27 protein-coding genes, 1 tRNA gene and 3 pseudogenes are annotated in these 25,169 nt (G+C 49.6%); 22 read left to right on the top strand and 9 right to left on the bottom strand.

Annotated features, from left to right (window positions below; all coding sequences use genetic code 11):
- Positions 1-135: 135 nt before the first annotated feature.
- Both BZG23_RS04805 and BZG23_RS04800 read left to right on the top strand, forming a co-directional pair.
- Positions 136-1,344, top strand: coding sequence for a NupC/NupG family nucleoside CNT transporter (locus BZG23_RS04805; RefSeq protein WP_077606287.1), 1,209 nt, complete (start codon positions 136-138; stop codon positions 1,342-1,344).
- A 181-nt stretch (positions 1,345-1,525) separates the two neighbouring features.
- Positions 1,526-1,616 (top strand) — tRNA-Ser (locus BZG23_RS04800).
- A gap of 238 nt (positions 1,617-1,854) precedes the next feature.
- Here BZG23_RS04800 and BZG23_RS04795 read toward each other — a convergent pair.
- Positions 1,855-2,433 (bottom strand): transposase, encoded by a 579-nt coding sequence (locus tag BZG23_RS04795; protein ID WP_077606286.1) that lies wholly within the window; start codon positions 2,431-2,433, stop codon positions 1,855-1,857.
- A gap of 268 nt (positions 2,434-2,701) precedes the next feature.
- On the opposite strand from BZG23_RS04795, the gene BZG23_RS04790 reads away from it, so the two are divergent.
- The 4 genes and pseudogenes from BZG23_RS04790 to BZG23_RS04775 all read left to right on the top strand — a co-directional run bounded on the left by BZG23_RS04790 (position 2,702) and on the right by BZG23_RS04775 (position 5,606).
- Positions 2,702-3,829 carry an ISAs1 family transposase gene (locus tag BZG23_RS04790; protein WP_077606285.1) on the top strand — a complete coding sequence of 376 codons (1,128 nt, stop codon included), beginning with the start codon at positions 2,702-2,704 and terminating at the stop codon, positions 3,827-3,829.
- 170 nt (positions 3,830-3,999) lie between these two features.
- Positions 4,000-4,167, top strand: a pseudogene (locus tag BZG23_RS04785) (ISAs1 family transposase); the annotation flags it as partial.
- A gap of 29 nt (positions 4,168-4,196) precedes the next feature.
- Positions 4,197-5,018, top strand: a pseudogene (locus BZG23_RS04780) (IS30 family transposase); the annotation flags it as partial.
- 78 nt (positions 5,019-5,096) lie between these two features.
- Positions 5,097-5,606, top strand: a complete 510-nt coding sequence (locus BZG23_RS04775; protein ID WP_077606282.1) for a GNAT family N-acetyltransferase — start codon at positions 5,097-5,099, stop codon at positions 5,604-5,606.
- A gap of 13 nt (positions 5,607-5,619) precedes the next feature.
- On the opposite strand, the pseudogene BZG23_RS04770 reads toward BZG23_RS04775, so the two are convergent.
- Together BZG23_RS04770 and BZG23_RS04765 are read right to left on the bottom strand one after the other, a co-directional pair.
- Positions 5,620-6,447: pseudogene (locus BZG23_RS04770) on the bottom strand (TauD/TfdA dioxygenase family protein).
- Complete coding sequence (locus BZG23_RS04765) at positions 6,444-6,695, bottom strand: hypothetical protein (RefSeq protein ID WP_077606281.1); 252 nt, start codon at positions 6,693-6,695, stop codon at positions 6,444-6,446. Before BZG23_RS04765 ends, BZG23_RS04770 begins: the two are co-directional and overlap by 4 nt.
- A 122-nt stretch (positions 6,696-6,817) precedes the next feature.
- On the opposite strand from BZG23_RS04765, the gene BZG23_RS16910 reads away from it, so the two are divergent.
- Both BZG23_RS16910 and BZG23_RS04755 read left to right on the top strand, forming a co-directional pair.
- Complete coding sequence (locus tag BZG23_RS16910) at positions 6,818-7,096, top strand: type II toxin-antitoxin system RelE/ParE family toxin (RefSeq protein WP_077606280.1); 279 nt, start codon at positions 6,818-6,820, stop codon at positions 7,094-7,096.
- A 10-nt stretch (positions 7,097-7,106) separates the two neighbouring features.
- The gene (locus BZG23_RS04755; protein ID WP_077606279.1) at positions 7,107-7,427 is read left to right on the top strand and encodes a HigA family addiction module antitoxin; all 321 of its coding nucleotides are present in this window, start codon (positions 7,107-7,109) and stop codon (positions 7,425-7,427) included.
- A 58-nt stretch (positions 7,428-7,485) separates the two neighbouring features.
- On the opposite strand, the gene BZG23_RS04750 is transcribed toward BZG23_RS04755, so the two are convergent.
- Both BZG23_RS04750 and BZG23_RS04745 read right to left on the bottom strand, forming a co-directional pair.
- Positions 7,486-7,722 carry an RNA recognition motif domain-containing protein gene (locus BZG23_RS04750; protein ID WP_077606278.1) on the bottom strand — a complete coding sequence of 79 codons (237 nt, stop codon included), beginning with the start codon at positions 7,720-7,722 and terminating at the stop codon, positions 7,486-7,488.
- 117 nt (positions 7,723-7,839) lie between these two features.
- Positions 7,840-8,283: a MarR family winged helix-turn-helix transcriptional regulator gene (locus tag BZG23_RS04745; RefSeq protein WP_074212823.1), complete on the bottom strand. Its 444-nt coding sequence runs from the start codon at positions 8,281-8,283 to the stop codon at positions 7,840-7,842.
- 181 nt (positions 8,284-8,464) lie between these two features.
- Here BZG23_RS04745 and BZG23_RS04740 point away from each other — a divergent pair, with 181 nt between their 5' ends.
- A complete protein-coding gene (locus tag BZG23_RS04740; RefSeq protein ID WP_069361329.1) occupies positions 8,465-8,893 on the top strand; it encodes an organic hydroperoxide resistance protein in 429 nt (142 codons plus the stop codon).
- A 204-nt stretch (positions 8,894-9,097) separates the two neighbouring features.
- The gene (locus BZG23_RS04735; protein WP_108743703.1) at positions 9,098-9,592 is read left to right on the top strand and encodes a GNAT family N-acetyltransferase; all 495 of its coding nucleotides are present in this window, start codon (positions 9,098-9,100) and stop codon (positions 9,590-9,592) included.
- A gap of 28 nt (positions 9,593-9,620) precedes the next feature.
- Here BZG23_RS04735 and BZG23_RS04730 read toward each other — a convergent pair whose 3' ends face one another.
- The gene (locus BZG23_RS04730) at positions 9,621-11,765 is read right to left on the bottom strand and encodes a sensor histidine kinase (protein WP_077606276.1); all 2,145 of its coding nucleotides are present in this window, start codon (positions 11,763-11,765) and stop codon (positions 9,621-9,623) included.
- Positions 11,766-11,909: 144 nt separating this feature from the next.
- On the opposite strand from BZG23_RS04730, the gene BZG23_RS04725 reads away from it, so the two are divergent.
- The 4 genes from BZG23_RS04725 (at position 11,910) to lhgO (ending at position 18,044) form a co-directional block, all read left to right on the top strand.
- A complete protein-coding gene (locus BZG23_RS04725) occupies positions 11,910-13,259 on the top strand; it encodes a sigma-54-dependent transcriptional regulator (protein ID WP_077606275.1) in 1,350 nt (449 codons plus the stop codon).
- A gap of 294 nt (positions 13,260-13,553) precedes the next feature.
- Complete coding sequence (locus tag BZG23_RS04720; RefSeq protein ID WP_077606274.1) at positions 13,554-14,564, top strand: TAXI family TRAP transporter solute-binding subunit; 1,011 nt, start codon at positions 13,554-13,556, stop codon at positions 14,562-14,564.
- A gap of 83 nt (positions 14,565-14,647) precedes the next feature.
- Positions 14,648-16,801 (top strand): TRAP transporter permease, encoded by a 2,154-nt coding sequence (locus tag BZG23_RS04715; protein ID WP_077606273.1) that lies wholly within the window; start codon positions 14,648-14,650, stop codon positions 16,799-16,801.
- 7 nt (positions 16,802-16,808) lie between these two features.
- Positions 16,809-18,044 (top strand): L-2-hydroxyglutarate oxidase, encoded by a 1,236-nt coding sequence (gene lhgO / locus BZG23_RS04710; protein ID WP_077606272.1) that lies wholly within the window; start codon positions 16,809-16,811, stop codon positions 18,042-18,044.
- A 59-nt stretch (positions 18,045-18,103) separates the two neighbouring features.
- On the opposite strand, the gene BZG23_RS04705 is transcribed toward lhgO, so the two are convergent.
- A complete protein-coding gene (locus BZG23_RS04705) occupies positions 18,104-18,748 on the bottom strand; it encodes an NAD(P)-dependent oxidoreductase (protein ID WP_077606358.1) in 645 nt (214 codons plus the stop codon).
- 211 nt (positions 18,749-18,959) lie between these two features.
- On the opposite strand from BZG23_RS04705, the gene BZG23_RS04700 reads away from it, so the two are divergent.
- The 8 genes from BZG23_RS04700 (at position 18,960) to BZG23_RS04665 (ending at position 23,406) form a co-directional block, all read left to right on the top strand.
- On the top strand, positions 18,960-19,547 hold the full coding sequence (locus tag BZG23_RS04700) for a GNAT family N-acetyltransferase (RefSeq protein ID WP_077606271.1): 588 nt from the start codon (positions 18,960-18,962) through the stop codon (positions 19,545-19,547).
- A 19-nt stretch (positions 19,548-19,566) separates the two neighbouring features.
- Positions 19,567-20,106 carry a GNAT family N-acetyltransferase gene (locus BZG23_RS04695; protein ID WP_077606270.1) on the top strand — a complete coding sequence of 180 codons (540 nt, stop codon included), beginning with the start codon at positions 19,567-19,569 and terminating at the stop codon, positions 20,104-20,106.
- Entirely contained in the window at positions 20,103-20,651 is a 549-nt protein-coding gene (locus tag BZG23_RS04690; protein WP_077577978.1) for a hypothetical protein, read from the top strand. Before BZG23_RS04695 ends, BZG23_RS04690 begins: the two co-directional genes overlap by 4 nt.
- Positions 20,652-20,791: 140 nt before the next feature.
- On the top strand, positions 20,792-21,313 hold the full coding sequence (locus BZG23_RS04685) for a GNAT family N-acetyltransferase (RefSeq protein WP_077606269.1): 522 nt from the start codon (positions 20,792-20,794) through the stop codon (positions 21,311-21,313).
- A complete protein-coding gene (locus BZG23_RS04680) occupies positions 21,306-21,863 on the top strand; it encodes a GNAT family N-acetyltransferase (protein ID WP_235606018.1) in 558 nt (185 codons plus the stop codon). The genes BZG23_RS04685 and BZG23_RS04680 overlap by 8 nt, the downstream gene beginning before the upstream one ends.
- A 20-nt stretch (positions 21,864-21,883) precedes the next feature.
- Positions 21,884-22,492 (top strand): GNAT family N-acetyltransferase, encoded by a 609-nt coding sequence (locus tag BZG23_RS04675; protein WP_077606268.1) that lies wholly within the window; start codon positions 21,884-21,886, stop codon positions 22,490-22,492.
- Between the two features lie 76 nt (positions 22,493-22,568).
- Positions 22,569-22,784 (top strand): VF530 family DNA-binding protein, encoded by a 216-nt coding sequence (locus BZG23_RS04670; protein WP_046073336.1) that lies wholly within the window; start codon positions 22,569-22,571, stop codon positions 22,782-22,784.
- Positions 22,785-22,932: 148 nt separating this feature from the next.
- Positions 22,933-23,406 carry a 2TM domain-containing protein gene (locus BZG23_RS04665; RefSeq protein ID WP_046073335.1) on the top strand — a complete coding sequence of 158 codons (474 nt, stop codon included), beginning with the start codon at positions 22,933-22,935 and terminating at the stop codon, positions 23,404-23,406.
- Between the two features lie 67 nt (positions 23,407-23,473).
- Here BZG23_RS04665 and BZG23_RS04660 read toward each other — a convergent pair whose 3' ends face one another.
- Together BZG23_RS04660 and BZG23_RS04655 are read right to left on the bottom strand one after the other, a co-directional pair.
- Positions 23,474-24,172, bottom strand: coding sequence for a gamma-glutamyl-gamma-aminobutyrate hydrolase family protein (locus BZG23_RS04660; RefSeq protein ID WP_077606356.1), 699 nt, complete (start codon positions 24,170-24,172; stop codon positions 23,474-23,476).
- Positions 24,148-25,155, bottom strand: a complete 1,008-nt coding sequence (locus BZG23_RS04655; RefSeq protein WP_077606267.1) for an amidoligase family protein — start codon at positions 25,153-25,155, stop codon at positions 24,148-24,150. The genes BZG23_RS04660 and BZG23_RS04655 overlap by 25 nt, the downstream gene beginning before the upstream one ends.
- Positions 25,156-25,169 lie beyond the last annotated feature (14 nt).

Raw genomic sequence — 25,169 nt, 5'->3', positions numbered from 1 at the left:
AAAGCGTCCAAGGTCGGGCCCACCTTCACCGAACCCGCGGTACGATGTAACGCATGATGGAACCTCTTGCCACCCCGGCAGCGTGTCGTACTCATCCGTACCGCAAGTGCAACACAACGGCAAGGTAATCTATTTATGCAACTCCTCTATAGTGCGGCAGGTCTGGTCGCTCTGTTTCTATGCGCGTGCGCATTTTCCTCCAACCGCAAAGCGATCAACTGGCGAACAGTGCTAGGCGCGTTTGGCCTGCAAGCTGGGTTTGCTGCCCTGGTGCTCTATATTCCCTTTGGTCAAGCCATGCTAGGGGCAATGAGTAATGGCGCGGCGAAGCTGCTCTCCTTTGCCAACGAAGGCATCGAGTTTGTGTTTGGACCTCTGGCGAACGATGGATTTATTTTCGCTGTTAAAGTACTGCCGTTAATCATTTTTATCAGTGCGCTGATTTCTCTCCTTTATCATCTCGGCATTATGCAGTGGGTTATCAAACTCCTCGGCGGCGGCATACAGCGATTACTCGGCACCAGCCGCGCAGAGTCTCTGGTGGCAACCAGCAACATCTTTCTTTCTCAGGGCGAATCTCCTTTGGTAGTTCGCCCTTTTCTTAGCAAAATGACTCGCTCTGAACTCTTCGCCGTAATGGTCGGCGGCATGGCCTCAGTGGCCGGCAGTGTACTTGGTGGATATGCCGCCATGGGCGTGGATTTGAAATACCTGATTGCCGCGAGCTTTATGGCCGCGCCCGGTGGATTATTAATGGCCAAAATCATCGTCCCTGAGACGGAAACACCGGCTGAGCAAAACCAGGTGGAGATCAGCGATAGCGACCAAGCGAACGCGATTGATGCCTTGGCCAGTGGCGCGATGAACGGCATGAAAGTCGCGGTGGCCGTGGGTACTATGCTGGTGGCCTTTATCAGTGTGATTGCGATGCTAAACGCCGGGCTCGGGAGCATTGGCGAGCTGCTTGATTTAGAAGGCTTAAGCCTAGAAAGCCTGTTCGGCTATTTATTCTCACCCTTGGCATTGCTTACTGGGGTGCCGGTGCATGAAGTGTTTGCCGTCGGCAACCTATTAGGGCAGAAAATCGCACTCAATGAGTTTGTCGCCTTCTTATCCTTTGCCGATATCAAAGCGAACTTGTCTGTGCAAAGCCAGGTGATTGTGACCTTTGCCTTGTGTGGCTTCGCCAACATTGGCTCAATTGCCATTCAACTTGGCTCGATTGGTGCCATGGTGCCCGAACGCCGCAAAGATGTAGCAAGCCTTGGCGTACGCGCAGTGATTGCCGCCACCTTTGCCAACCTAATGAGTGCGGCACTGGCGGGTATTTTTATCGCGCTATAAACACTGCGCAGCAAAGAGACTCAGCTAACGTGTCTCAGTTAAAAGCAGGGCGATTGGCGGTAAGCTAATCGCTTTTTGCTAGCATGTTCGCCAAGCTGATCATTGATTGAGCGAGCAGACAAAAAGCGGCAAATAAAGGGTTTACAAGCCACAACGAACCCAATAATATACGCCGCGTTCCGGAGAGATGGCTGAGTGGTTGAAAGCACCGGTCTTGAAAACCGGCAAGGGTTAATAGCCCTTCTAGGGTTCAAATCCCTATCTCTCCGCCACATACCGAAAAGCCGCTGCTCAGTCAGCGGCTTTTTTGCGTTTAACCCCCCTACAAATCCCCAACCCTGACCGCGCCAACATTTTAGACCCCTTTGCCTAAACACATTACCCAGCGTCTGATAATCTAGCCCACGAAAAACTGCCCTATAAGGCCTTTTGGACGCCGCCAACCAATGGCGGTAGCGTGGGTGTTAAAGCGCATTCCTTTAACTGCAAAAGCTGTATATTTACGGCTCTTCATCGTTCATGGTGGAAAGTCATATCAAGCCCCCCAAAATAGAACAGTATCGCTGTCTTGAACCGTTGTTTGTTTCTAAACCCTTTGGCTCTAAGCTTCATGTACTGGATTTTGGCATTTATAGCTTCCGCCAGGCCATTCGATGCCTTCAGCCGCATTGCATTAAGGATTACTGGTAAGTGCTTTTTCACTGTCGCCGCTGCTGTCATCAATGGTTTAATTCCACTTGCCTTAACTAAAGCAAGCCACTCTAGCCATTGATTCCTTGCGCTTCTGATCGAACCTCCGTACCAGATTAGTCTTGCTTGCTCTTTGAGCAACCAGCTAAGGCTTGTATCTATCATGAGCTTGGCCAATTTGTTTATACGCTCCCTCAGGCGACCTGTGAGGTTTCTATTTCTCTTGAGCCAGCCATAACGCGTTCTGTAGCACTCTCGTTTAAGGTATGGCGGTAGACGGTTAACCTCTTGCTTGCGAACATCGTCAACAGCTTTGGTGAGCACTTTTGCCACGTGGAAATGATCAACTGCAATCAGGCGTTTAGAGCGTGAGCCAAAGAAGGACCAGGGAAAACGCATGAAGATCCGCGCTACGCCTGGGCTAGCAATTTAATGATTAAGTTGTCACTTATGGCTTAAAATCGTGCGTTATGCCATATTTATCAGGGAAAACGCATGAAGATCCGCGCTACGCCTGGGCTAGCAATTTAATGATTAAGTTGTCACTTATGGCTTAAAATCGTGCGTTATGCCATATTTATTAATTAAAATAAGTGAAAATAAAGGATCAATTTGTTGATCATTTTCAGTACGATTTAATGGTCTCCTAATGTTTAGGAGATTAAAAATGACAGAAGATAAAAGTCCATTTATGCATTTCGTTTCCATTAGAGACATTCGCCAAGAAGGTAAAGTTGAACATACGTTATCAGATATTATTTTGATAACGATTTGTGCGGTTTTGTCTGGTCATGATACCTGGAAAGGCATTAGTGATTATGGGCGAAAGCAGCGTGATTTTTTATTACGTTTTGGCTTCTCGGGTAAAGCATCACCATCTGCAGATACTATTGCAAGAGTGATGGGAACTATCAGCACAAAAGCATTACAAAACGCTTTCATAGAATGGATGAAGGCGTGTCATGAATTAACGGATGGTGAAGTCATTGCCATTGATGGAAAAACACTGAAAGGATCGTATAACAGAGCAACAGACCAAGCTGCTATTCATATGGTTAATGCGTTCGCAACCGCAAATGGAGTGTGCCTCGGACAGTCGAAAGTAGACAGTAAGACAAATGAGATTACTGCCATCCCTAAGCTGCTAGAATTGCTAGATATTTCAGGTTGTTTGATTACCATAGATGCTATGGGTTGTCAGCACAAAATCGCACAGAAAATCATTGATAAAAGTGCTGATTATTTGCTTGCCGTTAAAGCGAATCAAGGTAAATTAGATGAAGCGTTTGATAATTACTATCGCCCCTCAATGCTTCAACACTTTGATGGTGATAGCTACGCATCACAAGAAAAATCGCATGGGCGTTTGGAAACACGATGTGCACTGATTAATACCGATTTAAGTGTATTAGGTGATTTGGCTTATGATTGGCCTGAATTAAAAACGATGGGAATTATGGTGAGTGTTCGTCAAGAAGGCAAACATGCTGAAGAGTCAGATATTTCAGTGCGCTATTATATAAGCTCAAAAGCACTGACAGCGAAAGAGCTTCATGATGCTACGCGCTCACACTGGTTAATTGAATCGATGCATTGGCAACTTGATGTTGGATTAAAAGAAGATGTTTGCCGAATAAGAGTCGATGACCGAGCGGAAGTTTTTGCACGAATAAGGCAAATGGTTTTGAATTTATTAAAGCAAGAGAAGAGTTTCAAAGCTGGCATTCAACGCAAGCGAATGATGTGCGCGATGGACCAAGAGTACTTGGCGACCGTGTTAGGAAGCCTTTCTTGACGCGGATGTTCATGCGTTTTCCGTGCCGTTACGAGCCTGCTCAAGCTCAGCAGCTAGCGACAAGTCGACGTATACATTCCACCAAAAGGCGCATACCTTCGATGACAATCGACTTTGTTAAACTCTGCCTGAACGTTGATTGGAGCCCAGAGCAGATCAGTAATNATGTTTGCCGAATAAGAGTCGATGACCGAGCGGAAGTTTTTGCACGAATAAGGCAAATGGTTTTGAATTTATTAAAGCAAGAGAAGAGTTTCAAAGCTGGCATTCAACGCAAGCGAATGATGTGCGCGATGGACCAAGAGTACTTGGCGACCGTGTTAGGAAGCCTTTCTTGACGCGGATGTTCATGCGTTTTCCGTGCCGTTACGAGCCTGCTCAAGCTCAGCAGCTAGCGACAAGTCGACGTATACATTCCACCAAAAGGCGCATACCTTCGATGACAATCGACTTTGTTAAACTCTGCCTGAACGTTGATTGGAGCCCAGAGCAGATTAGTAATGTGAGCACGAGGTTGGGCATGTCTGTCAGACATGAATGGATTTACCAATATGTGGCAACGGATAAAGCGGCTGGCGGCAAACTATATAAATCATTGCGCCAAGGGCACAAACACTATCGTAAGGGCAAAATAAGCAAGCGCTGTGTGATACCAGACCCCGTCTCTATCGATGAGCGGCCAGCCATTGTTGATACTCGTGAGCGTTTTGGTGACTGGGAAATCGATACTGTTTTGGGCAAACACGGCACAGGCGCGCTTGTCACTATTGCTGAACGAACCAGTCGCTTTTACTTGGAAAAAAAGTTGAGCAGCAAAAACGCTGATGTCGTCCGTGATGCCACCATTGAGCTACTTCGACCGTACGCCGCGTATGTGCACTCAATCACAGCAGATAATGGTTCAGAATTTGTCGGACACAAGGCAATAGCCGAGGCATTAGAGACAGACATTTACTTTGCTCACCCTTATTCATCTTGGGAGCGAGGTTTAAACGAAAACAGTAACGGGCTGCTCAGGCAGTATATTCCCAAGGGCACTGACCTGCGTGAAATCACTGAAGAAGAGGTGATGCAAGCAGTGGCCCGTTTGAATGCTCGACCAAGAAAATGTCTTGGTTTTAGGCAGCCTAGCGTTATCTTTAACAAGTTATGTCAGGCTGCAAATGAGAGTGTTGCACTTCGCGGTTGAATCCGCGCCGGCGTAGATACTTATTCGCGCCAATATGCGATTATGGCGCGATAGAATGTTTCAGTAGGCGAGTGGTTTATGACACTGATATGCCAGTCAAAAAGGCTCAATGTGCGACAGTTTACACTCGACGATGCGCCGTTTATTGTTGAGCTGCTTAATGATGCGTCGTTTATACGCTATATCGCGGATAAAAAGGTGCGTACTGAGCAAGACGCGATCGAGTATCTCCATCACGGGCCGCTCGCGAGTTATCAAGCACATGGCTTCGGTTTAAATCTGGCGGAACGGCGGGAAGATGGTGAGCCCATCGGCATGTGCGGTGTGCTCAAGCGCGATGAGTTGGCATATCCAGATTTAGGCTACGCGTTTTTATCGCGTTATACCGGGCAAGGATACGCCACAGAAGCCGCCGAGGCGGTGCTTGAAGCAACCCTGTTAGCGAGCGGACTAAGTACTGTTCAGGCCGTTACCTTACCGGACAATCAACCCTCAAACCGCTTGCTTGAAAAGCTAGGGTTTCGGCTACAAAGCCAAATCATGCTTTATGGGCATCGCAACAATCTGTATCAATATACCCGCGTCTGAGCGTCATCAGGCGTTATTGAGCACTGTCACCCTGAACGGTGACACGGTGTAATCGTCTGGGCGCGTCACCATAATCGGTTACCGCGTAGTGCTGGGTGGCGCGATTATCCCAGATAGCCACCGAGTGTTTTTGCCAGCGAAAGCGAACGTGATATTTCGATTGGCGTGCTTGACTAAACAGTGTCGCAAGCCGTTGTTGGCTAGCTGCTTCTGGCCAATCGGCAATCGCGCGAGTAAATTGCTCGTTAATAAATAGCACGTCTTGGCCGGTTTCAGGGTGGGTTTGCACCATGGCACGGCGAATCGGTGGGTAGTCTTGAGCGCGTTTCGTCACCACACTCTGGCCGTCGGCGTCTTGATGATCGTAACGGCTGCCTTCAAAGGCGTGTAGCGCGTGAATGGTGTCGAGCTGGCGTAGCTCGGTTTTTTCTTCGTCGGTTAGATCGGCCCACACTGCCGCCATGTCACACCAAATCGTATCCCCGCCATGTTCTGGCACATATTGCGCGTGTAAAATCGAGCATTTGGGCGGCACCGCTTGCCATGTCATGTCGGTATGCCAATAACTTTGGCTGGGTGGATTGCCGCGGCTGGTTTCAATTACGACCACTTAGTCGTTGTCGGACAGATGTGGGAAAAACGGGTGAGGTGGCTCAAGCTCGCCGAAGCGTTTTGCCAGTGCGACATGGTCATCGGTCGAGAGGGGCTGATCGCGAAAGAAAAGCACTTTGTAGCGTAAAAATGCTTGGTACAGCGCCGCAAACTCAGCCTCGGAAAGCTGGGATAGGTCGATATTATCGACTTGCGCCCCTAACGTATCGCCTAAAGGGGTTATCTTCATTTGAACCATACCTTACCGCCAATGAATTTATAGGCTGGTGTGCCTCGCACCAGGGTGTCACGCGCAAAGGGCTGTTCGCACTGAGGGCAGTGACACGGCGTGGTGGTGGCATCCTCAACAATCCTTTCTTTAAAGCACTTCACCAATGCACCTTTGCCGCCTTTGCGGTATTTAAACAGCGGCGCATTACAGCGTTTACAGAAAATATCGATGGTTTTGGTGGGGCATTTTTTATTCGGTTTTGCCATTGTTACTGCTCGAGTGTCACTACATGCCGAAAGCTTGATAGTGACGAGTCGGGCGTAGGCTGTCAATCAGCTATCGTTTGATGACGCTTTACGTTATTAACGCAATGCGTTACTATTGAAGGATGATTCGATCGTTTACGTGCAAAGATACTGAAAAGCTAGCACAGGGAAAGCGGGTAAAGCGCTTTGTCAATTTTGAGCGAGTCGCGCTTAGAAAATTGCGCCAGCTACAAATCTCAAGCGATTTAGATGATCTCAAAATACCGCCTGGCAACAAACTAGAGCCGCTAAAGGGTGGTCGTAAAGGGCAATTTAGCATTCGAATCAATAATCAGTTCCGCATTTGTTTTCGCTGGGTTCAAGGTGGTGCGGAAGATGTCGAAATCGTTGATTATCACTAGGAGGTCGCTCATGCGTACTGTAGAAGCTGTCACACCGGGCGAGTTGCTAAAAGAGGAATTCCTGACTCCCATGGGGATTTCGCAATATCGTTTGGCTAAAGAAATCGGAGTGCCTGCACAGCGTATTGGTCAAATTATTGCTGGTAAACGGGCTATAACGGCTGATACAGACCTGCGTTTATGCCGTTTTTTTGGATTATCGAAGGGCTATTGGCTGCGTGCTCAAATCGCCTATGATACTGAAATTACTGAACATGAGCTCGAAGATCAGCTGAATAGTATTCGCCCATGGACAGAAGTCTCGACCATAAACAAAAGCCAGCACGTATGATCATGTTGGCTTATCGTTCCCGCCCCATAGCCGATGTAAGTGCAAGGGGGCTTTTTGCTTAGTTCGCGATTTTCACGCGGATTTTGCTTTTCGCAACACTGGTGAGGTTTAAGGCAGCCATTGCGGCTTTAGCCTGTGTATCATCAGGCATGGTCACAAAAGCAAAGCCTTTGGATTCGCCGGTCTCTTGGTCCAGCACCAGAGTGCATTCGGTGACATCGCCGTGTTCAGAAAACAGCTGACGGAGTTGGTGTTCGGTGGTGGTGCGTGCAAGGTTGCGAGCTAAAAGTTTCATTGTTGTCCGTTTATATCGAGGTAACAGCGCCGATTGTGTCAGTAAAGAGGGTCACGACCAAGCAATAGTTTGCCTTTGTTGCCGATGCGTATTGCGCAGGTGCCGTTTTCCGGACGGTTATGCGTCACTTTCTCCTAAGTCGTGATTAATCATATCCAGCAGCGCAATCAGGTGCTGGGCTTGCTCATCATCAATGCTGGGAAACTTGCAGCGGATTTTCTCCGGGATAGCAGCGGCTTGGTGCTGCAGCTCAATGCCTTTGCCCGTGAGGGTGACCCATCGCTTTCGCTTATCGTCTTCGTCTTTCACGATAGTGAGCAAGCCTTTATCGCTCATCTTTTTCAAAATCTGCGTCATCGCACCACCATCAATGCCGGTTTTCTCGACTAACGTGGCGATCGATAGTTGATTTTCTTCCCACAGCGCCATCATCACCACATATTGCGGATAGGTGAGATCAAGCTCGCTCAACCAGGTTCGGTAGGCGCGCGAAATCCCATTAGAGGCTTTATACAAGCGGTGGCAAATTTGGCTATTGAGCTGTAATTGGGGATAGGTCATGGCTTGTCATTGTCTGTGTGTCTAATGAGTATTTTATTTTGTGCGCAAAGTATTTGCAATGCTGGGTCATGCGATCTAAAATTTTGCATGCAAAATAAATAAACCTGATGCAAGCGGCTTCACCGCACCTGCTGGGTGCGAAGCAGTGAGCCGCAAGCGGACGGGAACACAGGAGAGTGAAATGAAAGAGCTACAAAGTGTTGCCTATACAGCAAAAGCGACCGCTACGGGAGGCCGTGAAGGGTCTGCAAAATCCGATGATGGGCGTTTAGATGTTGCGCTTTCAACCCCCAAAGGGCTCGGCGGGAACGATGGTGAAGGCACCAACCCTGAGCAGCTCTTTGCTGCCGGCTATGCGGCCTGTTTTATTGGCGCGCTTCGTCTAGTGGCGGGTAAAGCAGGCGTCACCTTGCCGGAAGACACGCATATCAACTCAGAAGTGTCGATTGGTCCCATTGATGGCGGTTTTGGCATTGCGGTGAAATTGGCGGTATCGGTTGGCGATCTGGATAAAGAGACCGCGCAGTCACTGGTGGAACAAGCACACCAAGTATGTCCGTATTCCAATGCCACGCGTGGCAATATTAAGGTTGAATTGTCAGTGATTTAACCTAACTGGCACGCTATGATAGGGAGCGCTGGGTAGCAGGGCTCCCTTTTTTATGCCCGCTTTTTATGGAAGCAGCGCGTTTTTCGGTGCTCCCTAACCTCGAGTGCTCAGCATTGACCGCAAAGGCTATTGACCACGAAGACTATTGACCACGAAGACTAACGCGCAAGCCCTATACCAATAACAAGGATGATGAAAGCTAACATGCCAGACGCCACCAGTAAGCTTACCGATATAAGTGTCGCCCCGCTAACTAATGAAGACACAGAGGGGGTTCGCCAGGTATCGTTACCTGACCAACAAGTAAAGTTTGCGGGGACTGCAGACGAATTTCTTGCCGAGGACAGTGAGACCATTCACCGCCATGTGATCAAGCGAGCGGGCAAGACGGTAGGCTTTTTTAAACTCGATATCGACTATGCGTCTCAGTATGACTTTTGCCCGCCAAAGGTGCTGGGTCTGCGCATGTTTGTGGTGGATGCGCGGTATCAAGGGCAGGGATTAGGTACCGGTGCGGTTAAAGCCTTGCTGGCGTATTTACCCGTTGCTTATGGTGATTTCAATTGGGTGTATCTGACCGTTAACTGTCGAAACCCGGCCGCTAAAGCCTGTTACCAAAAAGGTGGCTTTACCGATACAGGCGAGCTGTATTGGGGCGGTGCGGCTGGCCCTCAGCATGTTATGTTTGCCGCACTGTAATTGCACGCTGAGGGGAGCGGTGCGCGGTTTAGTGACCAGGGATGACTGACTGAAAAGTAAGTGTGAAGGTCAGTCCACTCTGGGCATTAGGGGCGACGCTTATTTGTCCATTTATATCTCGCACATTGTTGGCGGTAATCGCGAGCCCCAAACCCAGTCCGTCGCCGATTTTTTTAGAAGTGACAAACGGCTCGAACATGGTCTCCAGAACGTCTTTTGAGGCACCGCAGCCGTTGTCACTGACCATCAGCTCGACTGTCCTTTCGGCAGGCGTGACCACAAACACCAAGGTCGGCGCCGCGGTATTTGCCATCGCATCGCACGCGTTAGACACCAAGTTCCCCAATATTTGTAATAGTCGTTGTCCTTCACCCTCAATCAGGGGCGTGTCGTGAGGCATCCGCACTCGCACATCAATGTCTGCCAACTGAGCTTGATACACACGCAAGGTCTCATTGAGGGCATCAGCCAGCGACACGGGATGGAGATGCTGTGGTTTGCTGTAGGCAAAGGTTTTTAATTGGCTAGTCATATTGGTCATACGATCAATCAGCTTTTGCACCAGCTGGTTGTTGGCTTTAACTTTTTCTGTCTCGCCGCGTTCAGCAAGCAAGGTGTTGGTGGTGAGTAAGGTACGAAGGCCGGTAAGTGGCTGATTAAGCTCATGAGTAATGGCGCTCGACATTCTCCCTAAAGCGGCCATTTTGCTGGTTTCAATCAGTTGCGCTTGTGCTTGTTGCAGCGCTTGGGTGCGCTCTTCCACGCGTTCGGTAAGTGCTTGGTTCATCTGCTGCAGTGACTGTTCGGCTTTTTTACGTTTGCTAATGTCAATCAACGTCGCCAGGTAGTATTGCTCATCATGCCAAGGAAAGCGGGTGAGCGAGAAAAGCGCTGGAAAGACGCTCCCGTCGCTGCGACGCGCCATGGTTTCAACCGCATTGAGCTCGGCCAGTTCATTGTGCTGATCGAGGTTTTTGAGCAAGGTGAGGGTGGTGGAATGGGGATTGCCGGTATCAAATAATTCCCAAGCAAAAATGCGGTGATGATTGTTTTCTGGCAAGCCAAATAACCGCTTGGCCATCGGGTTGAGATCAAACAGCGCTCCTTGCTGATCAATTAACAGTAACCCGACTTGTGTTTTATCGATCATTTGTTTAAGTCGGCGCTGCGACTCTTGCAATAAGCTTTGAATACGCTGCTGGTGACGGTGTTTTTGCCGGCGTTGTTGACCGATAATCAACAGCAGAATGACCACGAGCAGTGCGGCGGCCACTCCCCATGCGAACAGGCTTGCCGCGCCTTTGATAGGCTTGTAGGGCGTAAGGTAGCTCACTGACCACTTTAGATCGTCCAGTTTTACCGTGTGGCCAAGAAAGGAGGTGGCATTCAGCCGCCACTGACTGATGGCGGTACTGTCGTAGAGATAACGCGTTTCCCTGTTAACCGTCTGTGTCTTATCGTGTTCTGGCGTTTGTGTCGCGTTCAGCTGGGCTGCATTCAGCTGGGCTGCATTCAGCCAGTCTGCGTTGTACTCGCTGCTACTTGAAAGGAAAAAGCGCTGTTGTCGATTTTGCAGCAGAATGATGTCTTGACTGGTAATGGGTTGTTCGGTGAGAAAACTCAGGTCAATCTGCACCACCACGATAGCGGCGATGTTAAGCCCCTCAAAAACCGGGGCGGATAAATAGTAGAGTGGGCCATAGCCTTTGGTTTTATTTACCAATGATACGCCTTCACCTTGGTGCAATACTTGCTCGACGATCGCCAACCGATCGGGGCGGCTAAAGCGTTCATCAATCAAACTCGACGCCAGCACATCGCCTGATGTGGAGAGCAGTGTCCAGCCTTCGGTATTGGCCGCTTTGTCGAGCTGTGTGAGTTTTGCTTGGAAGGCGGCGGGTTCATGCTGCTCGCCCTTTACAATCGCCAGTGTGTCAGGATGGTTGGTCAGCAAATAAGGCAGATGATAGAAGCGTCTTAATGCACGGCGGACCTCACCGATGTAGTCCAAAAGCTTGTTCTGCACCTCAGTATGATGTTGTACGCTTAACCACTGATAAGCCGCTTCACGGCTGATGCCATATGAGAAAATCACCAGTATGCCGACGAATACTAATCGAGCCCATGTCGTCTTGATGCTGGTTTCTTGGTGGCTGTGGTGATCCTGATGCATAACACACTCTCATTCTTATTCTGTTTTAGACTGCGGTGCGCCGAAAAAATGTTAAAGCAGTGTGATGAGAAAGTGAGAGCTAGCTCCTTTTCTGATCGGTGGCTTTTGCTACGGTAATGAAAAACGTATCACGGATGAACCCTCATGATTGCTGACACACCCCCACGCATTGCCTTGATTGAAGATGACGATATTGTTCGCCAGACCACCTGCCAGTGGCTAGAGCTGGCAGGGTTTGAGGTGGCAGCATTTAGTCATGGCAAAGCCGGGTTGGATGCCGTGCTACAGCACCCGTTTGATGCGGTGGTCAGTGACGTCAAACTCCCTGATGTTGATGGATTATCGATCCTGAGTGAGCTTGAGCAGCACCAGGTGGCCACGCCTGTGTTGTTTATTACCGGACACGGTGATGTTGATATGGCCGTGGGGGCGTTGCAAAACGGGGCGTTTGATTTTATCGAAAAACCTTTTGAGCCCGAGCGTTTGTCTCAGCGTGTTACCGAGGCGGTTGATACTTATCGCCAGCAAGCATCGACGCAAGAGCGGCAAGCGTATTTAGCACGCATCAGCGGGTTAGAAAAGGTATTGATTGGGCAAAGTCGTGTGATGCAACAGTTACGTGAGCAAGTGGCAAAACTGGCACGCATTGACACGAATGTGATCATTTATGGGGAAACAGGCTGTGGCAAAGAGCTGGTGGCGACCAGCTTGCATAATGAGAGTGTACGTCGTGGACAACGCTTGGTGCCGATTAACTGCGGCGCGATCCCGGAAAACTTGTTTGAAAGTGAGCTGTTTGGCCATGAAGCGGGGGCGTTTACCGGTGCCAATCAGCGTCGGATTGGTAAGCTCGAATACGCGCACAAAGGCACCTTGTTTTTCGATGAAGTAGAGAGTATGCCGATGAGCATGCAAGTAAAGGTTTTACGCGTGCTTCAGGAGCAAAGGGTTGAGCGAGTGGGAGGGAATCAGTCAATAGCGATCGATACGCGGGTGATTGCGGCAGCGAAAGAAGATCTCAGTGGTCATGAAACCTTTCGGCAAGATTTGTACTACCGCTTAAACGTGGCACAAATTCATATTCCGCCCTTGAGAGAGCGTGACGATGATGCGTTAATCTTGTTTGAACACTTTACCCGTCAGACCAATCCGGAGACACGCTTGGCCAGTGAGGCTGATCGGCACGCCATTTTGTCTTATTCATGGCCGGGTAATATTCGCGAGCTGCGTAACGTAGCAGTGCGGTTTGCCTTGGATGACAGTATTTCAGTGATGGAAATCTTATCGAATCGTCCCTCATCGACTATGGAAACCATCCAGTCGGATGTCCCGCTTCTAATCCAACTGCATAACTTTGAGCGCAAGGTATTGCATGAGTGCTTGGTCGCCCATCGAGGGCGAATTCATGAAGTGATGGTAGCACTTGATTTGCCTCGCCGTACCTTGAACCAAAAAATGAAAAAGTTTGGCTTACACCGTGCTGACTATACCTAAGTGAATCGGCAAAAAATTGCTCAAGGCGAAACGCGCCGCGTTTAAGCGTTGATCACACTTTGGTTACATTTTGTGATGCCTGACTGCCTAGTGAGGCGCTATCATCAGCAAGATTTTGCTTATTAGCCCAGCCATAAATGAGAAAAATCTTGCGGATTATCCATGGCCTCTTCTTATATTTCCTTTTATAACAGGGATATAGGATTTGGCATTCCCTTTGCTATCTATGCTTTGCTGTTAAAAAACCGTTTTATTTGTGTAAACCAATAATACAGCCCTACATGGAGAGTAAAGATGAAGATCAATCAGCTATTTAAAGCACTGACGTTTGCCGCGGCCTCGTTTAGCCTCGCCTCGACCGCTGTCGCAGAAGACCGAAGCTATATCCTCGCAACGGCTTCAACCGGTGGCACCTACTATCCCGTTGGTGTTGCGCTGGCGACGCTGAGTAAGGTCAAGCTTGCCCCTAAGCACCATTTTTCGTTGTCGGCAATCAGCTCCGCTGGCTCCGGCGAGAATGTGAAGCTACTGAACGAAGATGAAGCGCAATTTGCGATCTTGCAGGGCTTATACGGCGCATGGGCCTGGTCCGGCGAGGGGCCATATGCTGAAAGTGGCCGCCAAGATCAACTGCGCTCTGTGTCTATGCTCTGGCAAAACGTTGAGCACTTTATTGTGCGCAGTGAGCTGGCAGAAACGGGCACCGTGAGTGATTTGAGTAACCTTGAAGGTGAAAAATTTTCGATTGGTAAGAAGAATTCAGGTACCGAAAACTCAGGTCGTCAGATTATGAAGGGACTCGGCGTGGATCCGGAATCCTTTAATTTGGCTTACATGGGTTATGGTGGCAGTGCCAGCGCACTACAAAATGGCACCATTGATGGCATGAATACCCCAGCGGGGGTGCCGGTTGGCGCAGTTACCCAAGCGTTCGCCGCACTGGGGAATGATATCTCTATCCTGTCTTTTACTGACGAGCAAATCAAAGCGGCGAACGGTAAATACAACCTTTGGACCAAGTACGAAATTCCTGCTAATACCTATCCTGAGCTGGATAAGCCGGTCACCACCATTGCTCAACCTAACTTCTTGGCCGTGCGTAAAGATCTTTCCGATGAGGATGTGTATCAGCTCACCAAGGCTATTTACGAGAACTTGTCTTTCCTTCAAGGCATTCATAAAGCCACTAAAGCGATGGCGATTGAAAAAGCGATCGCCGGTTTGCCTGTGCCGCTGCATCCAGGTGCAGCACGCTATTACCAAGAAGTGGGTATCGATATCCCGTCTGAACTGGTAATGGAATAAGGCGATAGCGCTCCGGGATAGCTCGGAGCGCCTATCGAGATCAAATATTGCATGGAAACGCGGATACTGCTTGGAGTAAAGGGATGAGCGAGCCAAGAGAGCACGAGCCTGTTGAGCAAGGGCCTGATGAAACAGCGCTGGAGAAATTTGAATTACCCACGCGCGATGATTTTCCGTGGGTGACCACCACCATCACTGTGCTGGGCGTGGTGTTGTCTGTATTGCATATTTGGTTCAATACGTTATCTACACTACCGGAGTTATGGATTTCGGCGACCCACTTTGCGGGGTTTGCGGTGATTTGTGCACTTTGGTATCCGGCACATATCTCTTTGAAGCGGAATAAAATAGCGCTGGCGGTCGATATTTTTATTGCGTTAGGTGCAGTGGCTTGTCTGCTGTATATCCCTTATGCCGAAGATGCGTTATATGCGCGTGGGGTAAAATTTGTCACTGCCGATTGGGTGTTCGCCAGCTTAGCGATCATCATTGTGGTGGAGCTGATTCGTCGTACCATGGGATGGTTCATTCCCATTCTGATTATGGTGTGTTTGAGCTATGTCGTGCTGTGGGGCGAGTGGGCGTCGGGGATTTTTCACTTTCCCGGATTGAGCCTTGAAACCCTGTTATATCGCAGTTACTACTCCTCGGAAGGCATGTTTGGCGCGATTACCCGGATTAGCTGGACGTTCGTGTTTATGTTCATTTTATTTGGCGCCTTTCTTGTCCGCTCTGGGGTTGGAGATTATATCATCAACGTGGCCCGTGCGGCCGCGGGTAAGATTATTGGCGGGCCGGGTTTTATTGCGGTGATTGGCTCTGGGTTAATGGGGTCAGTGTCAGGCTCGAGCGTAGCGAATACCGTATCGACCGGGGTGATCAGTATTCCTTTAATGCAAAAAGCCGGTTTTCCGTCGCGCTTTGCTGCTGGGGTCGAAGCATCGGCTTCAACTGGGGGGCAATTAATGCCGCCCGTAATGGGGGCGGGGGCGTTTATCATGGCCTCGTATACCCAAATTCCTTACGTGGATATTATTGCCGTATCACTGGTTCCTGCGCTGATCTACTTTCTCTCGGTGGGCTTTTTTGTGCGCATTGAAGCAAAGCGCAGTGGCGTGCAAAAGATTGTCACCACCGAAGACTCCTTATTGATGGTGCTTCTCCGCGGTTGGCATAATCTAATCCCGCTTGCGGTGCTTGTCACCTTGCTGATTAAAGGCTTCACGCCCACCTATGCCGCGGGTATTTCGATTATTTCTGTGATTTTCGCTTCCTGGTTTTCTAAAGAGCACCGGATGGGGCCGAAAGCGATCATCGAGGCCTTGGCGCAAGGGGCAAAAAATATGGCCACCACCGCCATCTTGCTCGTGGGCATTGGTTTGGTGGTGAATGTGATCAGCACCACGGGTATCGGCAATACTTTCTCGCTGATGATTGATGGTTGGGCGAACGGTGATCTGTTTATGATGCTGGTGCTAATTGCTATCGCCTCGTTAGTGTTAGGGATGGGATTGCCAGTGACCGCTGCCTATATCGTACTGGGCACCTTGTCGGCACCTGCTCTGTATAAGCTTATCGCTGAAAACCAATTGTTGGAGCTGCTGGTATCAGGCCAGCTTCCTGAGCAAGCCAAGGCGATATTTATGTTGGCTGCCCCAGACAAACTCGATCTTTTAAATGCGCCAATGACCATGGAAACCGCGCAGCAAATGGTTGCCTTAGTGCCGGCTGACTTTATGGAAACCTTGTTAGAGCAAAGCTTAGGGCTGGAGGCCGTCAGTTTGGCCCTGCTCGCTGCCCACTTAATTATTTTTTGGTTATCGCAAGACAGTAACGTGACCCCGCCGTTTTGTTTGACGGCATTTGCCGCGGCCACCATTGCTAAAACCCCACCGATGCGCACGGGGCTGATGGCGTGGAAAATTGCCAAAGGCTTGTATCTCGTGCCTTTGCTCATTGCTTATACCAGTCTAGTCAGCTGGGATATCGTCTCGGTGTTAGAGGTCGGCTTTTTTGCCATTATTGGCACGTATGCCTTAATTGGCGCGATTGAAGGGTATCTTGAAGGCCCGATTAACTGGCTAAGCCGCCTTTGCTTATTAATGATTGGTGCTTTGTTAGTGTGGCACGATATCCCGTTGTGGCTTCGCTTAGTGAGCGTCGTTGGGTTTGTGGGCCTGTTTATATACAGTGGGCGCAAGTATCAGTTGCAACAATCTCAACTGCCAGTGTCATGAGGCGTATATGAAATCTGTTTATGATTATGTGATTGTCGGTGGTGGTATTGTTGGCGCATCCACAGCCTGGCAATTAAAGCAGCGATACCCAGATTGCTCCGTATTGCTGGTGGAAAAAGAGGCAAGCGTTGCCCAGCATCAAACCGGGCATAACAGTGGTGTGATCCACGCGGGTGTCTATTATCCACCAGGCAGTTTAAAAGCCGATTTCTGTAAACGAGGAGCGGCGCTGACCGTTGAATTTTGTGCCAAGCACGATATTGCAGTGGAGAACTGTGGCAAGCTATTGGTCGCCACCAACGAGCAAGAGATGGCTCGGATGCGGGCGCTCTATGAGCGATGCTTAACCAATGATATCGACGTGCGCTGGCTGGATGCGGCGGAGCTTCATTCGCAAGAGCCCAATGTTAAAGGCTTAGGTGCCATTGCGGTGCGCGCGACCAGCATTGTTGACTATCGGCGGGTGACAGAGCAAATGGTGTCTGAGTTTGAAGCGCTCGGTGGTATCACCCAGCTTAATACAGAAGTCGTTGGAGCCAGCGAAGCGGCTGAACAAGTCACTCTCCATTGCCGAGCAAGCGGGGAGCCGCTAACGATTCATTGTCAGTTTGTGGTGACATGCAGTGGGTTGATGGCAGATAGAATGACCAACATGATGGGGATCCCAACTGCGTTTCAAATTATCCCTTACCGCGGGGAATACTATCAACTTGCGAGCCAGTACCAAGGCTTTGTTAATCACCTTATCTATCCGATTCCCGATCCCGATTTACCTTTTTTAGGCGTTCATCTCACGCGGATGATAGACGGCTCCATCACGGTGGGACCTAACGCGGTGCAAGGTTGGAAGCGAGAAGGCTATGGCAAGGTGAATATCAGTCTAAAAGATACCTGGCAAATGCTAACCTTTGCGGGCTTTTGGAAAGTGACCATCAACAACTTAAAGACTGGCTTGGTCGAGCTGAAAAATTCCTGGTGGAAGCCGGGCTACGTCAAACAAGTAAATAAATACTGCCCGACAATAAAAGCTAAGGATTTGAAGCCTTATCCTGCGGGGATCCGAGCTCAAGCCGTGCTAAATGACGGCACCTTGGTACACGACTTTCTGTTTGCCGAAAGTGCGCGGAGTTTACACGTGTGCAATGCGCCATCGCCAGCCGCGACCTCTGCGATGCCGATTGGTGAATACATTTGTGACAAGGTGACGCAAAAACAGCAGTGGCTCAGCAATGATGCTGATTAGCGCTACATATCGGAAAGTGAAAGCCAGCGCCTACACTCGGCCGCTGGCTTTTGCTTTGATTACTGATAACCGACTGTGAATGCTTGTTGCAGATGCTTAGGTGTTTCGGCTTCATCAAGCATAGCGACTGCGAAGTCTTCCATTGAAATGCGAGACTGTCCGTCACTATCTGTCACTAAGGTGTCTGTCCCCAATGTGTACTGACCGGTTCGAGTACCAGGTGCAATCATGGCGGCAGGTGAGAGGTAGCTCCAAATCACATCTTGGCTGGCTAAACATTGCTCATATTGCACTTGGCACGCGCGTGCTATCTCAACGGCTGAGGCGGGGAGAAAGCCCTCTGCGTTTAACACGGTTTCACCGTCAGTGCCGGGAATTATCAGTCGAGCGGCACCGCCAACAATCAGAACGCGCATTTGATGATGTGCTGCGCCTTGGACGACGGCTTGGGTTAACACGGGTAACTGTGCTTCTTCGCCTGTCGGTGGGCGTAACGCCGTAATGGCAAGATCATGATCAGCCATTACCGATGCCACCTTGTCCGCATCGTTCAAATTGACGGCGACAGGCGTTACGCCGTCGGGTAACTTCGCAAAAGCGGCCTCGTTACGTGTGACTGCCGTGACCTTATGCCCGCGTTGCAACGCTTCTGCCACAATTCGACTGCCAATATCGCCCGTGGCGCCAAATACGATTATATTCATTGTGTTAGTTTCCATGTCATGACTCCTGTGTGTCCTTGTGCCGCGCGATAACCAGTAAAAGGATGCGGCTGTCATACGGTTGTGGTTAAACCATGCTGAACTGATTAAGTTATTATTAATTGTTTATCTTGATATAAAGATAAACGCCATTAATCTTTACGTCAAGATAAATGTGTGGCTTTTTTAATCTAGGAAAAAACTGGGGGATCCAATGGATATCGCGATCCAGCAAGGATGGCCGCTTGAGCAAGCACAAAACGTCGCTGAGTTATATGAGCAGGCGTTTGGGATGAAGTTCGCACGGGCAATCCCTAATCAGGCAGCGCGCGTGGCGATGCTGTCCCGATGTTTTGTCCCAAACTTTTCGTTTGCTGCTATGCAAAACGGCAAGGTGGTGGGGTTGGCCGGGTTTCAAACCCAAGCGGGTGCGTTGACACAGGGTATGGGCGCAAAACAACTGATCGATAGCTTGGGGCTCATCAAGGGTACTTGGGCCTGTGCAGTATTGGCGCTGTTTGAGCGTAAAGCGGCACCCAATGAATTGGTGATGGATGGCATTGCTGTTGATAGCGCAGTACGCGGGCAGGGGATTGGCTCCCAATTATTGGATGCCATTATGGATTATGCCCAAGCGCATGGCTTTGAAAGCGTTCGGTTGGATGTGATTGATAGTAACCCCAGAGCCCGCAAGCTTTATCAAGCCAAAGGCTTTGTCGCCACTAAAGAAGAGCGCTTTCCGCACCTAAAATGGTTAGTCGGCTTTTCAGGCGCCACCACCATGGTCAAGGCGCTGAGCTAAAACAACAAGAGAGACAAGGATGTTTATGATTGAAACACGTCGACTAGTGCTGCGTGACATGCAGCCAAGCGATGAAGAGGCGTTTGTTCACTTAACGCAACACCAGAAGTACCAGCGTTTTTATAGCGAAACGGACTGCCAGCCAGAGACATACCGAGACTTACACGCGCGCTTTATCGAACAAGTCAACGCAAATCCACGCGTGGCTTATCAGTTGGCGGTTATCTGCAAGCAATCAGAAAAATGTATTGGCACTGTCGGTTTAAGGCTTGAGGACAACCATCAAGCATCCATCGGGTGCGGCTTAGCTGTGGAGGCGCAAGGCGCGGGGCTAATGAGAGAGGCGGCTGTCGCACTGGCCAACTTCGGTTTTGAGTGTCTGGGCGTGCATCGGTTATACGCTGAGACCATTAACGATAATCTCGCTGCAACCAAGCTTTGTCGTTCACTTGGCATGCGACAAGAGGCCCATTTTCATCAGCATCGTTTCTTTAAAGAACGGTGGTGGGATACGGTGGTTTACGCCATATTACGAGACGAATGGGAGCAAGGATGGTGAAAAAAGCACTGCTTGGCGCACTGATCGTTACACTGCAAGCGTGTACCAGTACGCCCGTTGGTAATGAAACGACCGACGCTGCAGAATGTGTCGGTAGCACGGCGTTGCCAAGCGCATGGGCAGATAAGTTTGTAGCCGTGGACGATCCAGCGCTACTGGCGGCGTCGCTGGGTCAGCCATTGGAAGGGAAGCTTTGCCAAGGCAAGGTATATCAGGCGACTGAAGGGGTAACAGTGTATCGTGCGTGGAATAGCACCAACCCGCATAGTCAGTTTGGTCACTGGTGGGCGTTATCACAACCGTCTGGCTTGGTGGCGGATTATCGCCAAGACTATGAGATTTGTTATCAATGGTCGCCGCTCGATAAATTGGTACAGTGCACCTTGCAACCAGGCGCCAAGATTGTGGTGGGTAATGGTCAAAGCGCGAAATGTTCCGAGTATTTAACCTATCCAACCTCAAGTGCCCAGCAAGTTTATCTGCAAGAGGCGGAGCAAGCGGTTCAACATTGTCAAACGTTTGATGCGGTGATGCGTTGGCAGTGATGCGCGGCAATCAACCATTCAATCACTCCTGTGTGGCGAGCAGGGCGCGCTAAGGCGGCGGATGATAGGCGGCCAATAAGTGTTTATTTTTCAATATCAATGAGATAGCCTAGTTCTATTATAGGACTTGGAACAAGCACATGGAATTAGTCGTCCCCGCACTCAATCACCAAGCAGCCTTTACACGTTTTTATGATGATTTTGTTCAGTTTGACCCCGACAATGCCGATTACTATCGGTCGGGGAAAGACGATTTCCCCACTTACGTGACGCGGTTAACGGATGAGTCATTGGGTAAAAACCTTCGTAAAGGGTATGTGCCGTGTAGTCATTTTTGGCTGCTTGATGCTGAGCAACAAATCATTGGCGCGATTCGGATCCGTCATCACATCAATACGCCATTTCTAACCCAAGAAGCTGGACACATTGGCTACGACATTGCGCCATCATATCGTGGACGCGGATGTGGCAAGCAAATGTTAGCCTTAGCACTGCCCAAGGCGAGAGAGCTGGGGATCACTCGCGCTCTAATTACCGCGAATGAAGACAATATGGCATCGCGCCAAGTAATTGAAGCCAATGGCGGCACGTTGGAAAACATCACCAATGGTGAAGTGTTCAATGAATCATTGGCTCGGTACTGGGTGGATATTAATGGATGATTCCCCGCGCGTAGACCAATTGGACAGTGACCGTCTGTTGCTGGTGGCACCCAATATGACCCATCAGCCTTTCATTTTAGAAGCCGTGTTGGAAAGTCAGCACACCCTTGCGCCTTTTATGGATTGGCTTCCGCACGCGTTGACCGAATCGAGCTCGATTGAAAACACCCAACAAGCGATTGATGACTTCGACATGTTTATCAATGAACTACGCTACTCGATTTTTGAAAAATCGACGGGGCAATTGGTGGGTGTGATCAGCTTAATCATCCGCAACATCGCGATTCCTTATTTTGAAATAGGCTATTGGCTGCGGAGCTCCAAAGAAGGCCTTGGCTATATGAGTGAAGCGGTGCGAACGCTAGAGCAATACGCGTTTAATGACCTTAATGCCAAGCGTGTCGAAATCAAAACTGCCTACGAAAATACACGTAGCCGTGCGGTAGCCGAGCGCTGTGGTTATCATCAAGAAGCGATACTTATCAATGACCGTATCCTGCCGAGCGGTGCGATTTCTAGCACTGTGGTTTATGCAAAAGTGGCGGAATGAAAAATAGTGAGGACTAAATAATGAGCATGGAACGCTTTTTTATTCAAGATGACATCATATTGCACGGTGACACGGTTTCCTTGGTTCCTTTATCTGCCTCGCACGCGGATGCATTAGTTGAAGCCGCTAACGATGGAAAGCTTTGGGAGCTTTGGTATACCTCGGTCCCGAACGCAGAATCGGTGGAAGGCTACATCGCTAGCGCCTTGGACGAAAAAGCGAAAAATAAAGCATTGCCGTTCGCCGTGATTGAGAAAGAATCGGGGCGAGTGATTGGGTCAACACGATTGGCCAATGCGGATGCCGCCAATAAGCGCGTGGAACTTGGTTACACTTGGTACGCCAGCAGTTATCACCGCTCGTCGGTAAACACCGAGTGTAAGCGGTTATTACTCGCTTATGCATTTGAAAGCTTGGGGGTGATTGCCGTTGAGTTTCGCACCCATTGGTTGAATCAGGCATCGCGTGCGGCCATTGCCCGTTTAGGGGCCAAACAAGATGGTGTGTTGCGTAACCACAAGATCGTGAATGGCGTATACCGTGATACCGTTGTGTTCTCGATTATCGAAAGCGAATGGCCGGCGATTAAGCTAAACCTTGATTATAAGCTGGCGCGCTACCGTGGTTAAATTCGCGTTTTGCAATATCGTCACGTAAAGTAGCGCTTTTATTGACGAGCGCGTGCTCGAGTTGCTGAGAACCCTTATGGATACACAACCCAATAACCCGCTGCACGGGTTAACCCTACAAACCATTTTGACCCGTTTGGTTGAACACTATGGTTGGTCAGGCCTCTACCAACATATCAATGTGAACTGTTTTTCTAATGATCCTTCGATGAAATCATCGTTGAAATTTTTGCGTAAAACGCAGTGGGCGCGCGATAAAGTCGAAGCCTTGTATATTGATACCTTTTGCTAAGGGTAAAATACACGGATTGGCTATCGGTCGGTGTTTATTTTTAAGTGATTGATTTTAAGTAACTGTCGTTAAGGTGTCGGGGTGCTGTCGTGGTAATGTCGCCCCCATTTTGCATAGTGTCGCTAGGGAAGAGCACAAAGGAGCAAGGATGAACGTGAAAGCACTCAGAGTTCAAAAAGGGTGGTCGCAAGACCAATTAGCACAATTTAGTGGGTTAAGTGTTCGAACGATTCAACGTATCGAACGCGGCCACAAACCCGGATTGGAGTCGCTGAAATCGTTGGCTGCTGTGTTTGATATCGACATTAGTGATTTGCAAAAGGAGACAGACATGCAGGCAGATACTTCAATGAGTCCAGAAGAAAGAGCGATTGCCAATCGCGTCCGTGCCCTCGGCGGGTTTTATTCTCATTTGACGCGCTATGTGGTCGTGATGGCGATTTTGTTTATTATCAACTGGCAAACTAGCCCCGGCTATTATTGGGCTTGGTGGGCTGCAATGGGATGGGGGATTGCCGTGGTCAGCCACGGCGTCAGTGCTCTGGGCATTGTCGATCTCTTTGGTGATAAGTGGGAAAAACGTCAGATAGAGAAGCGACTGAATGCGCGGTCAAAGCGTTAGTCGCTACCTGATAACGCCGAGTGAATGTGCCTCGGCGTTTTTGTTTTTCACCAACTAACAGACATCTTTACTGAGATGCCGCTTGTCGCTGCTGGAAGCGTGTTGCGTGCTCGACTAGGCCCTTAAACAGCGCACGCTGACAGCGAAGATAAAGCAAGAATTCTGGATGCCACTGTACCCCCAGTGTATAAGGGCGGTTGGGCGACTCAATGGCTTGTATAATGCCATCTAAATCACGTGCGCTTACCGTCAAATCCTCGCCTAACGCGTTAATCGCTTGGTTGTGTAGGCTGTTTATTTTGCGTCTGCCTTGCCCCAACCGTTGCTGTATATGGCCGTTGACATCACGCAATATACACAAGGTTTTCATCGGGAACACTGTCCAGCGATGAGAGGTTTTTTTGCGTTGCTCGCGCAAGCTTTGGTGCAAGGTGCCGCCCAAACAGATGTTGAGAAGTTGCGCACCACGGCAAATGCCCAGCAAGGGCTTTTGGCTCGCCAATGCGCTTTTGATAACTTTGCTCTCTAGCGCATCGCGTTCAGAGTCGTAGTTGGGTTTCACTTCGGGCTCGGCGGCGTACAGCACAGGCTCGACATCGTGCCCGCCAGTAATCACCACGCCTTGATAGGCGTTTGGATCCAGCGCGGTGCCGGGGTGTAACTGTAACGGTTTGCCACCATAAAGTTTGACTGCCGCGGCGACAAAAAAACGTGGCAGCCTTGCGCCTTTGCTCGGGCCGGTTATTGCGATGACGGGTTTATCCATAAATTGTGCACCTTTTCTGCCCAATTATTAACGATACGCGCCAATGGGTCGTTGAGATAGCCCAAATAGGCTTTGCAGCATGTTTCCAGTCGTGCAGGATCGGCGGCGAGTTTTTCGACTTCCACCCAATCGTTCCATGCTTCGTGAATGCCCCAATGGGGTCGGCTGACTTTACTGTCCGGCAACCGATAATGAAACGTTGGCCGCGCTTGTGTGAGCCCATCATCAATCACTTTATTCACTCGCTCAGCATCAAGGTGAGTGAACAAGGGCAGCATATCTAGCGCACGGTTGCGTGTAGGATTATCAATCAGATAGTCGTCGATTAGGGTATTGAGATCCGGCCAATAATCAGCGGCTAGCACGCGTTCAATATATGCTTTCGGGAAAGGATCGACATAGTTGGTTAGACGCCGCGATAAATCAATATCAGCACGCTTTAAAAGCCAGTCATACAAACATAAGAATGCTTTTAAATGAGCACAAATCGTTTTGGCGGTTAAATCAGGCAGCTCTGGGTTGAGCTGCATGCCAAACGCATAAACTGGGCTGTCCTCGGTTCCTTCGGCACCTTGTTGACGCAGATGAGCAATGAGTTGGTCAACCTCTTGCAGGCGGTCAAGTGGCAGAGGCGGGCCGACAATTTCCACGGGGACAAAGGCTTTTGCCGCCCATGCCAATAGATCTTCGGCGGATTGATCCAGTCGATTGGTCACGGTGTTTTCACTACGATCGCTTTGTCCCAAGCGCTTGAGCTTGGCATAGTCGAGTTCCACTACCCAGTCTCCGGCTTTGTCTCCGCTCAAGCGGCGATCATATCGACCCCCTCGCTTGATGTGTAGGGAGAAAAAATCCGCCACTAAACGCGTAATGGTATCCAGCTCTAAGCCACTGAGCTCTATCTCAACGCCTACGCGACGCGTTTTCCCCTCAGCGTTGGTGATCTGAGGCGGTGTTTTCAGTGATGAATCTGGCGCATCCATGGTTTTTAAGCCTC

Origin of the sequence: Salinivibrio sp. ML290 (assembly GCF_001995695.1) — a bacterium.
GTDB lineage: Bacteria > Pseudomonadota > Gammaproteobacteria > Enterobacterales > Vibrionaceae > Salinivibrio > Salinivibrio siamensis.
The sequence above is the reverse complement of the archived record's forward strand: the minus strand, read 5'-3'. Positions and strand labels throughout refer to the sequence as shown.

Coding starts and splice junctions, on each gene's coding strand:
- BZG23_RS04805 (WP_077606287.1), top strand. CDS start 136: ATGCAACTCCTCTATAGTGCGGCAGGTCTGGTCGCTCTGTTTCTATGC.
- BZG23_RS04795 (WP_077606286.1), bottom strand. CDS start 2,433: ATGCGTTTTCCCTGGTCCTTCTTTGGCTCACGCTCTAAACGCCTGATT.
- BZG23_RS04790 (WP_077606285.1), top strand. CDS start 2,702: ATGACAGAAGATAAAAGTCCATTTATGCATTTCGTTTCCATTAGAGAC.
- BZG23_RS04775 (WP_077606282.1), top strand. CDS start 5,097: ATGACACTGATATGCCAGTCAAAAAGGCTCAATGTGCGACAGTTTACA.
- BZG23_RS04765 (WP_077606281.1), bottom strand. CDS start 6,695: ATGGCAAAACCGAATAAAAAATGCCCCACCAAAACCATCGATATTTTC.
- BZG23_RS16910 (WP_077606280.1), top strand. CDS start 6,818: ATGATTCGATCGTTTACGTGCAAAGATACTGAAAAGCTAGCACAGGGA.
- BZG23_RS04755 (WP_077606279.1), top strand. CDS start 7,107: ATGCGTACTGTAGAAGCTGTCACACCGGGCGAGTTGCTAAAAGAGGAA.
- BZG23_RS04750 (WP_077606278.1), bottom strand. CDS start 7,722: ATGAAACTTTTAGCTCGCAACCTTGCACGCACCACCACCGAACACCAA.
- BZG23_RS04745 (WP_074212823.1), bottom strand. CDS start 8,283: ATGACCTATCCCCAATTACAGCTCAATAGCCAAATTTGCCACCGCTTG.
- BZG23_RS04740 (WP_069361329.1), top strand. CDS start 8,465: ATGAAAGAGCTACAAAGTGTTGCCTATACAGCAAAAGCGACCGCTACG.
- BZG23_RS04735 (WP_108743703.1), top strand. CDS start 9,098: ATGCCAGACGCCACCAGTAAGCTTACCGATATAAGTGTCGCCCCGCTA.
- BZG23_RS04730 (WP_077606276.1), bottom strand. CDS start 11,765: ATGCATCAGGATCACCACAGCCACCAAGAAACCAGCATCAAGACGACA.
- BZG23_RS04725 (WP_077606275.1), top strand. CDS start 11,910: ATGATTGCTGACACACCCCCACGCATTGCCTTGATTGAAGATGACGAT.
- BZG23_RS04720 (WP_077606274.1), top strand. CDS start 13,554: ATGAAGATCAATCAGCTATTTAAAGCACTGACGTTTGCCGCGGCCTCG.
- BZG23_RS04715 (WP_077606273.1), top strand. CDS start 14,648: ATGAGCGAGCCAAGAGAGCACGAGCCTGTTGAGCAAGGGCCTGATGAA.
- lhgO (WP_077606272.1), top strand. CDS start 16,809: ATGAAATCTGTTTATGATTATGTGATTGTCGGTGGTGGTATTGTTGGC.
- BZG23_RS04705 (WP_077606358.1), bottom strand. CDS start 18,748: ATGAATATAATCGTATTTGGCGCCACGGGCGATATTGGCAGTCGAATT.
- BZG23_RS04700 (WP_077606271.1), top strand. CDS start 18,960: ATGGATATCGCGATCCAGCAAGGATGGCCGCTTGAGCAAGCACAAAAC.
- BZG23_RS04695 (WP_077606270.1), top strand. CDS start 19,567: ATGTTTATGATTGAAACACGTCGACTAGTGCTGCGTGACATGCAGCCA.
- BZG23_RS04685 (WP_077606269.1), top strand. CDS start 20,792: ATGGAATTAGTCGTCCCCGCACTCAATCACCAAGCAGCCTTTACACGT.
- BZG23_RS04680 (WP_235606018.1), top strand. CDS start 21,306: ATGGATGATTCCCCGCGCGTAGACCAATTGGACAGTGACCGTCTGTTG.
- BZG23_RS04675 (WP_077606268.1), top strand. CDS start 21,884: ATGAGCATGGAACGCTTTTTTATTCAAGATGACATCATATTGCACGGT.
- BZG23_RS04670 (WP_046073336.1), top strand. CDS start 22,569: ATGGATACACAACCCAATAACCCGCTGCACGGGTTAACCCTACAAACC.
- BZG23_RS04665 (WP_046073335.1), top strand. CDS start 22,933: ATGAACGTGAAAGCACTCAGAGTTCAAAAAGGGTGGTCGCAAGACCAA.
- BZG23_RS04660 (WP_077606356.1), bottom strand. CDS start 24,172: ATGGATAAACCCGTCATCGCAATAACCGGCCCGAGCAAAGGCGCAAGG.
- BZG23_RS04655 (WP_077606267.1), bottom strand. CDS start 25,155: ATGGATGCGCCAGATTCATCACTGAAAACACCGCCTCAGATCACCAAC.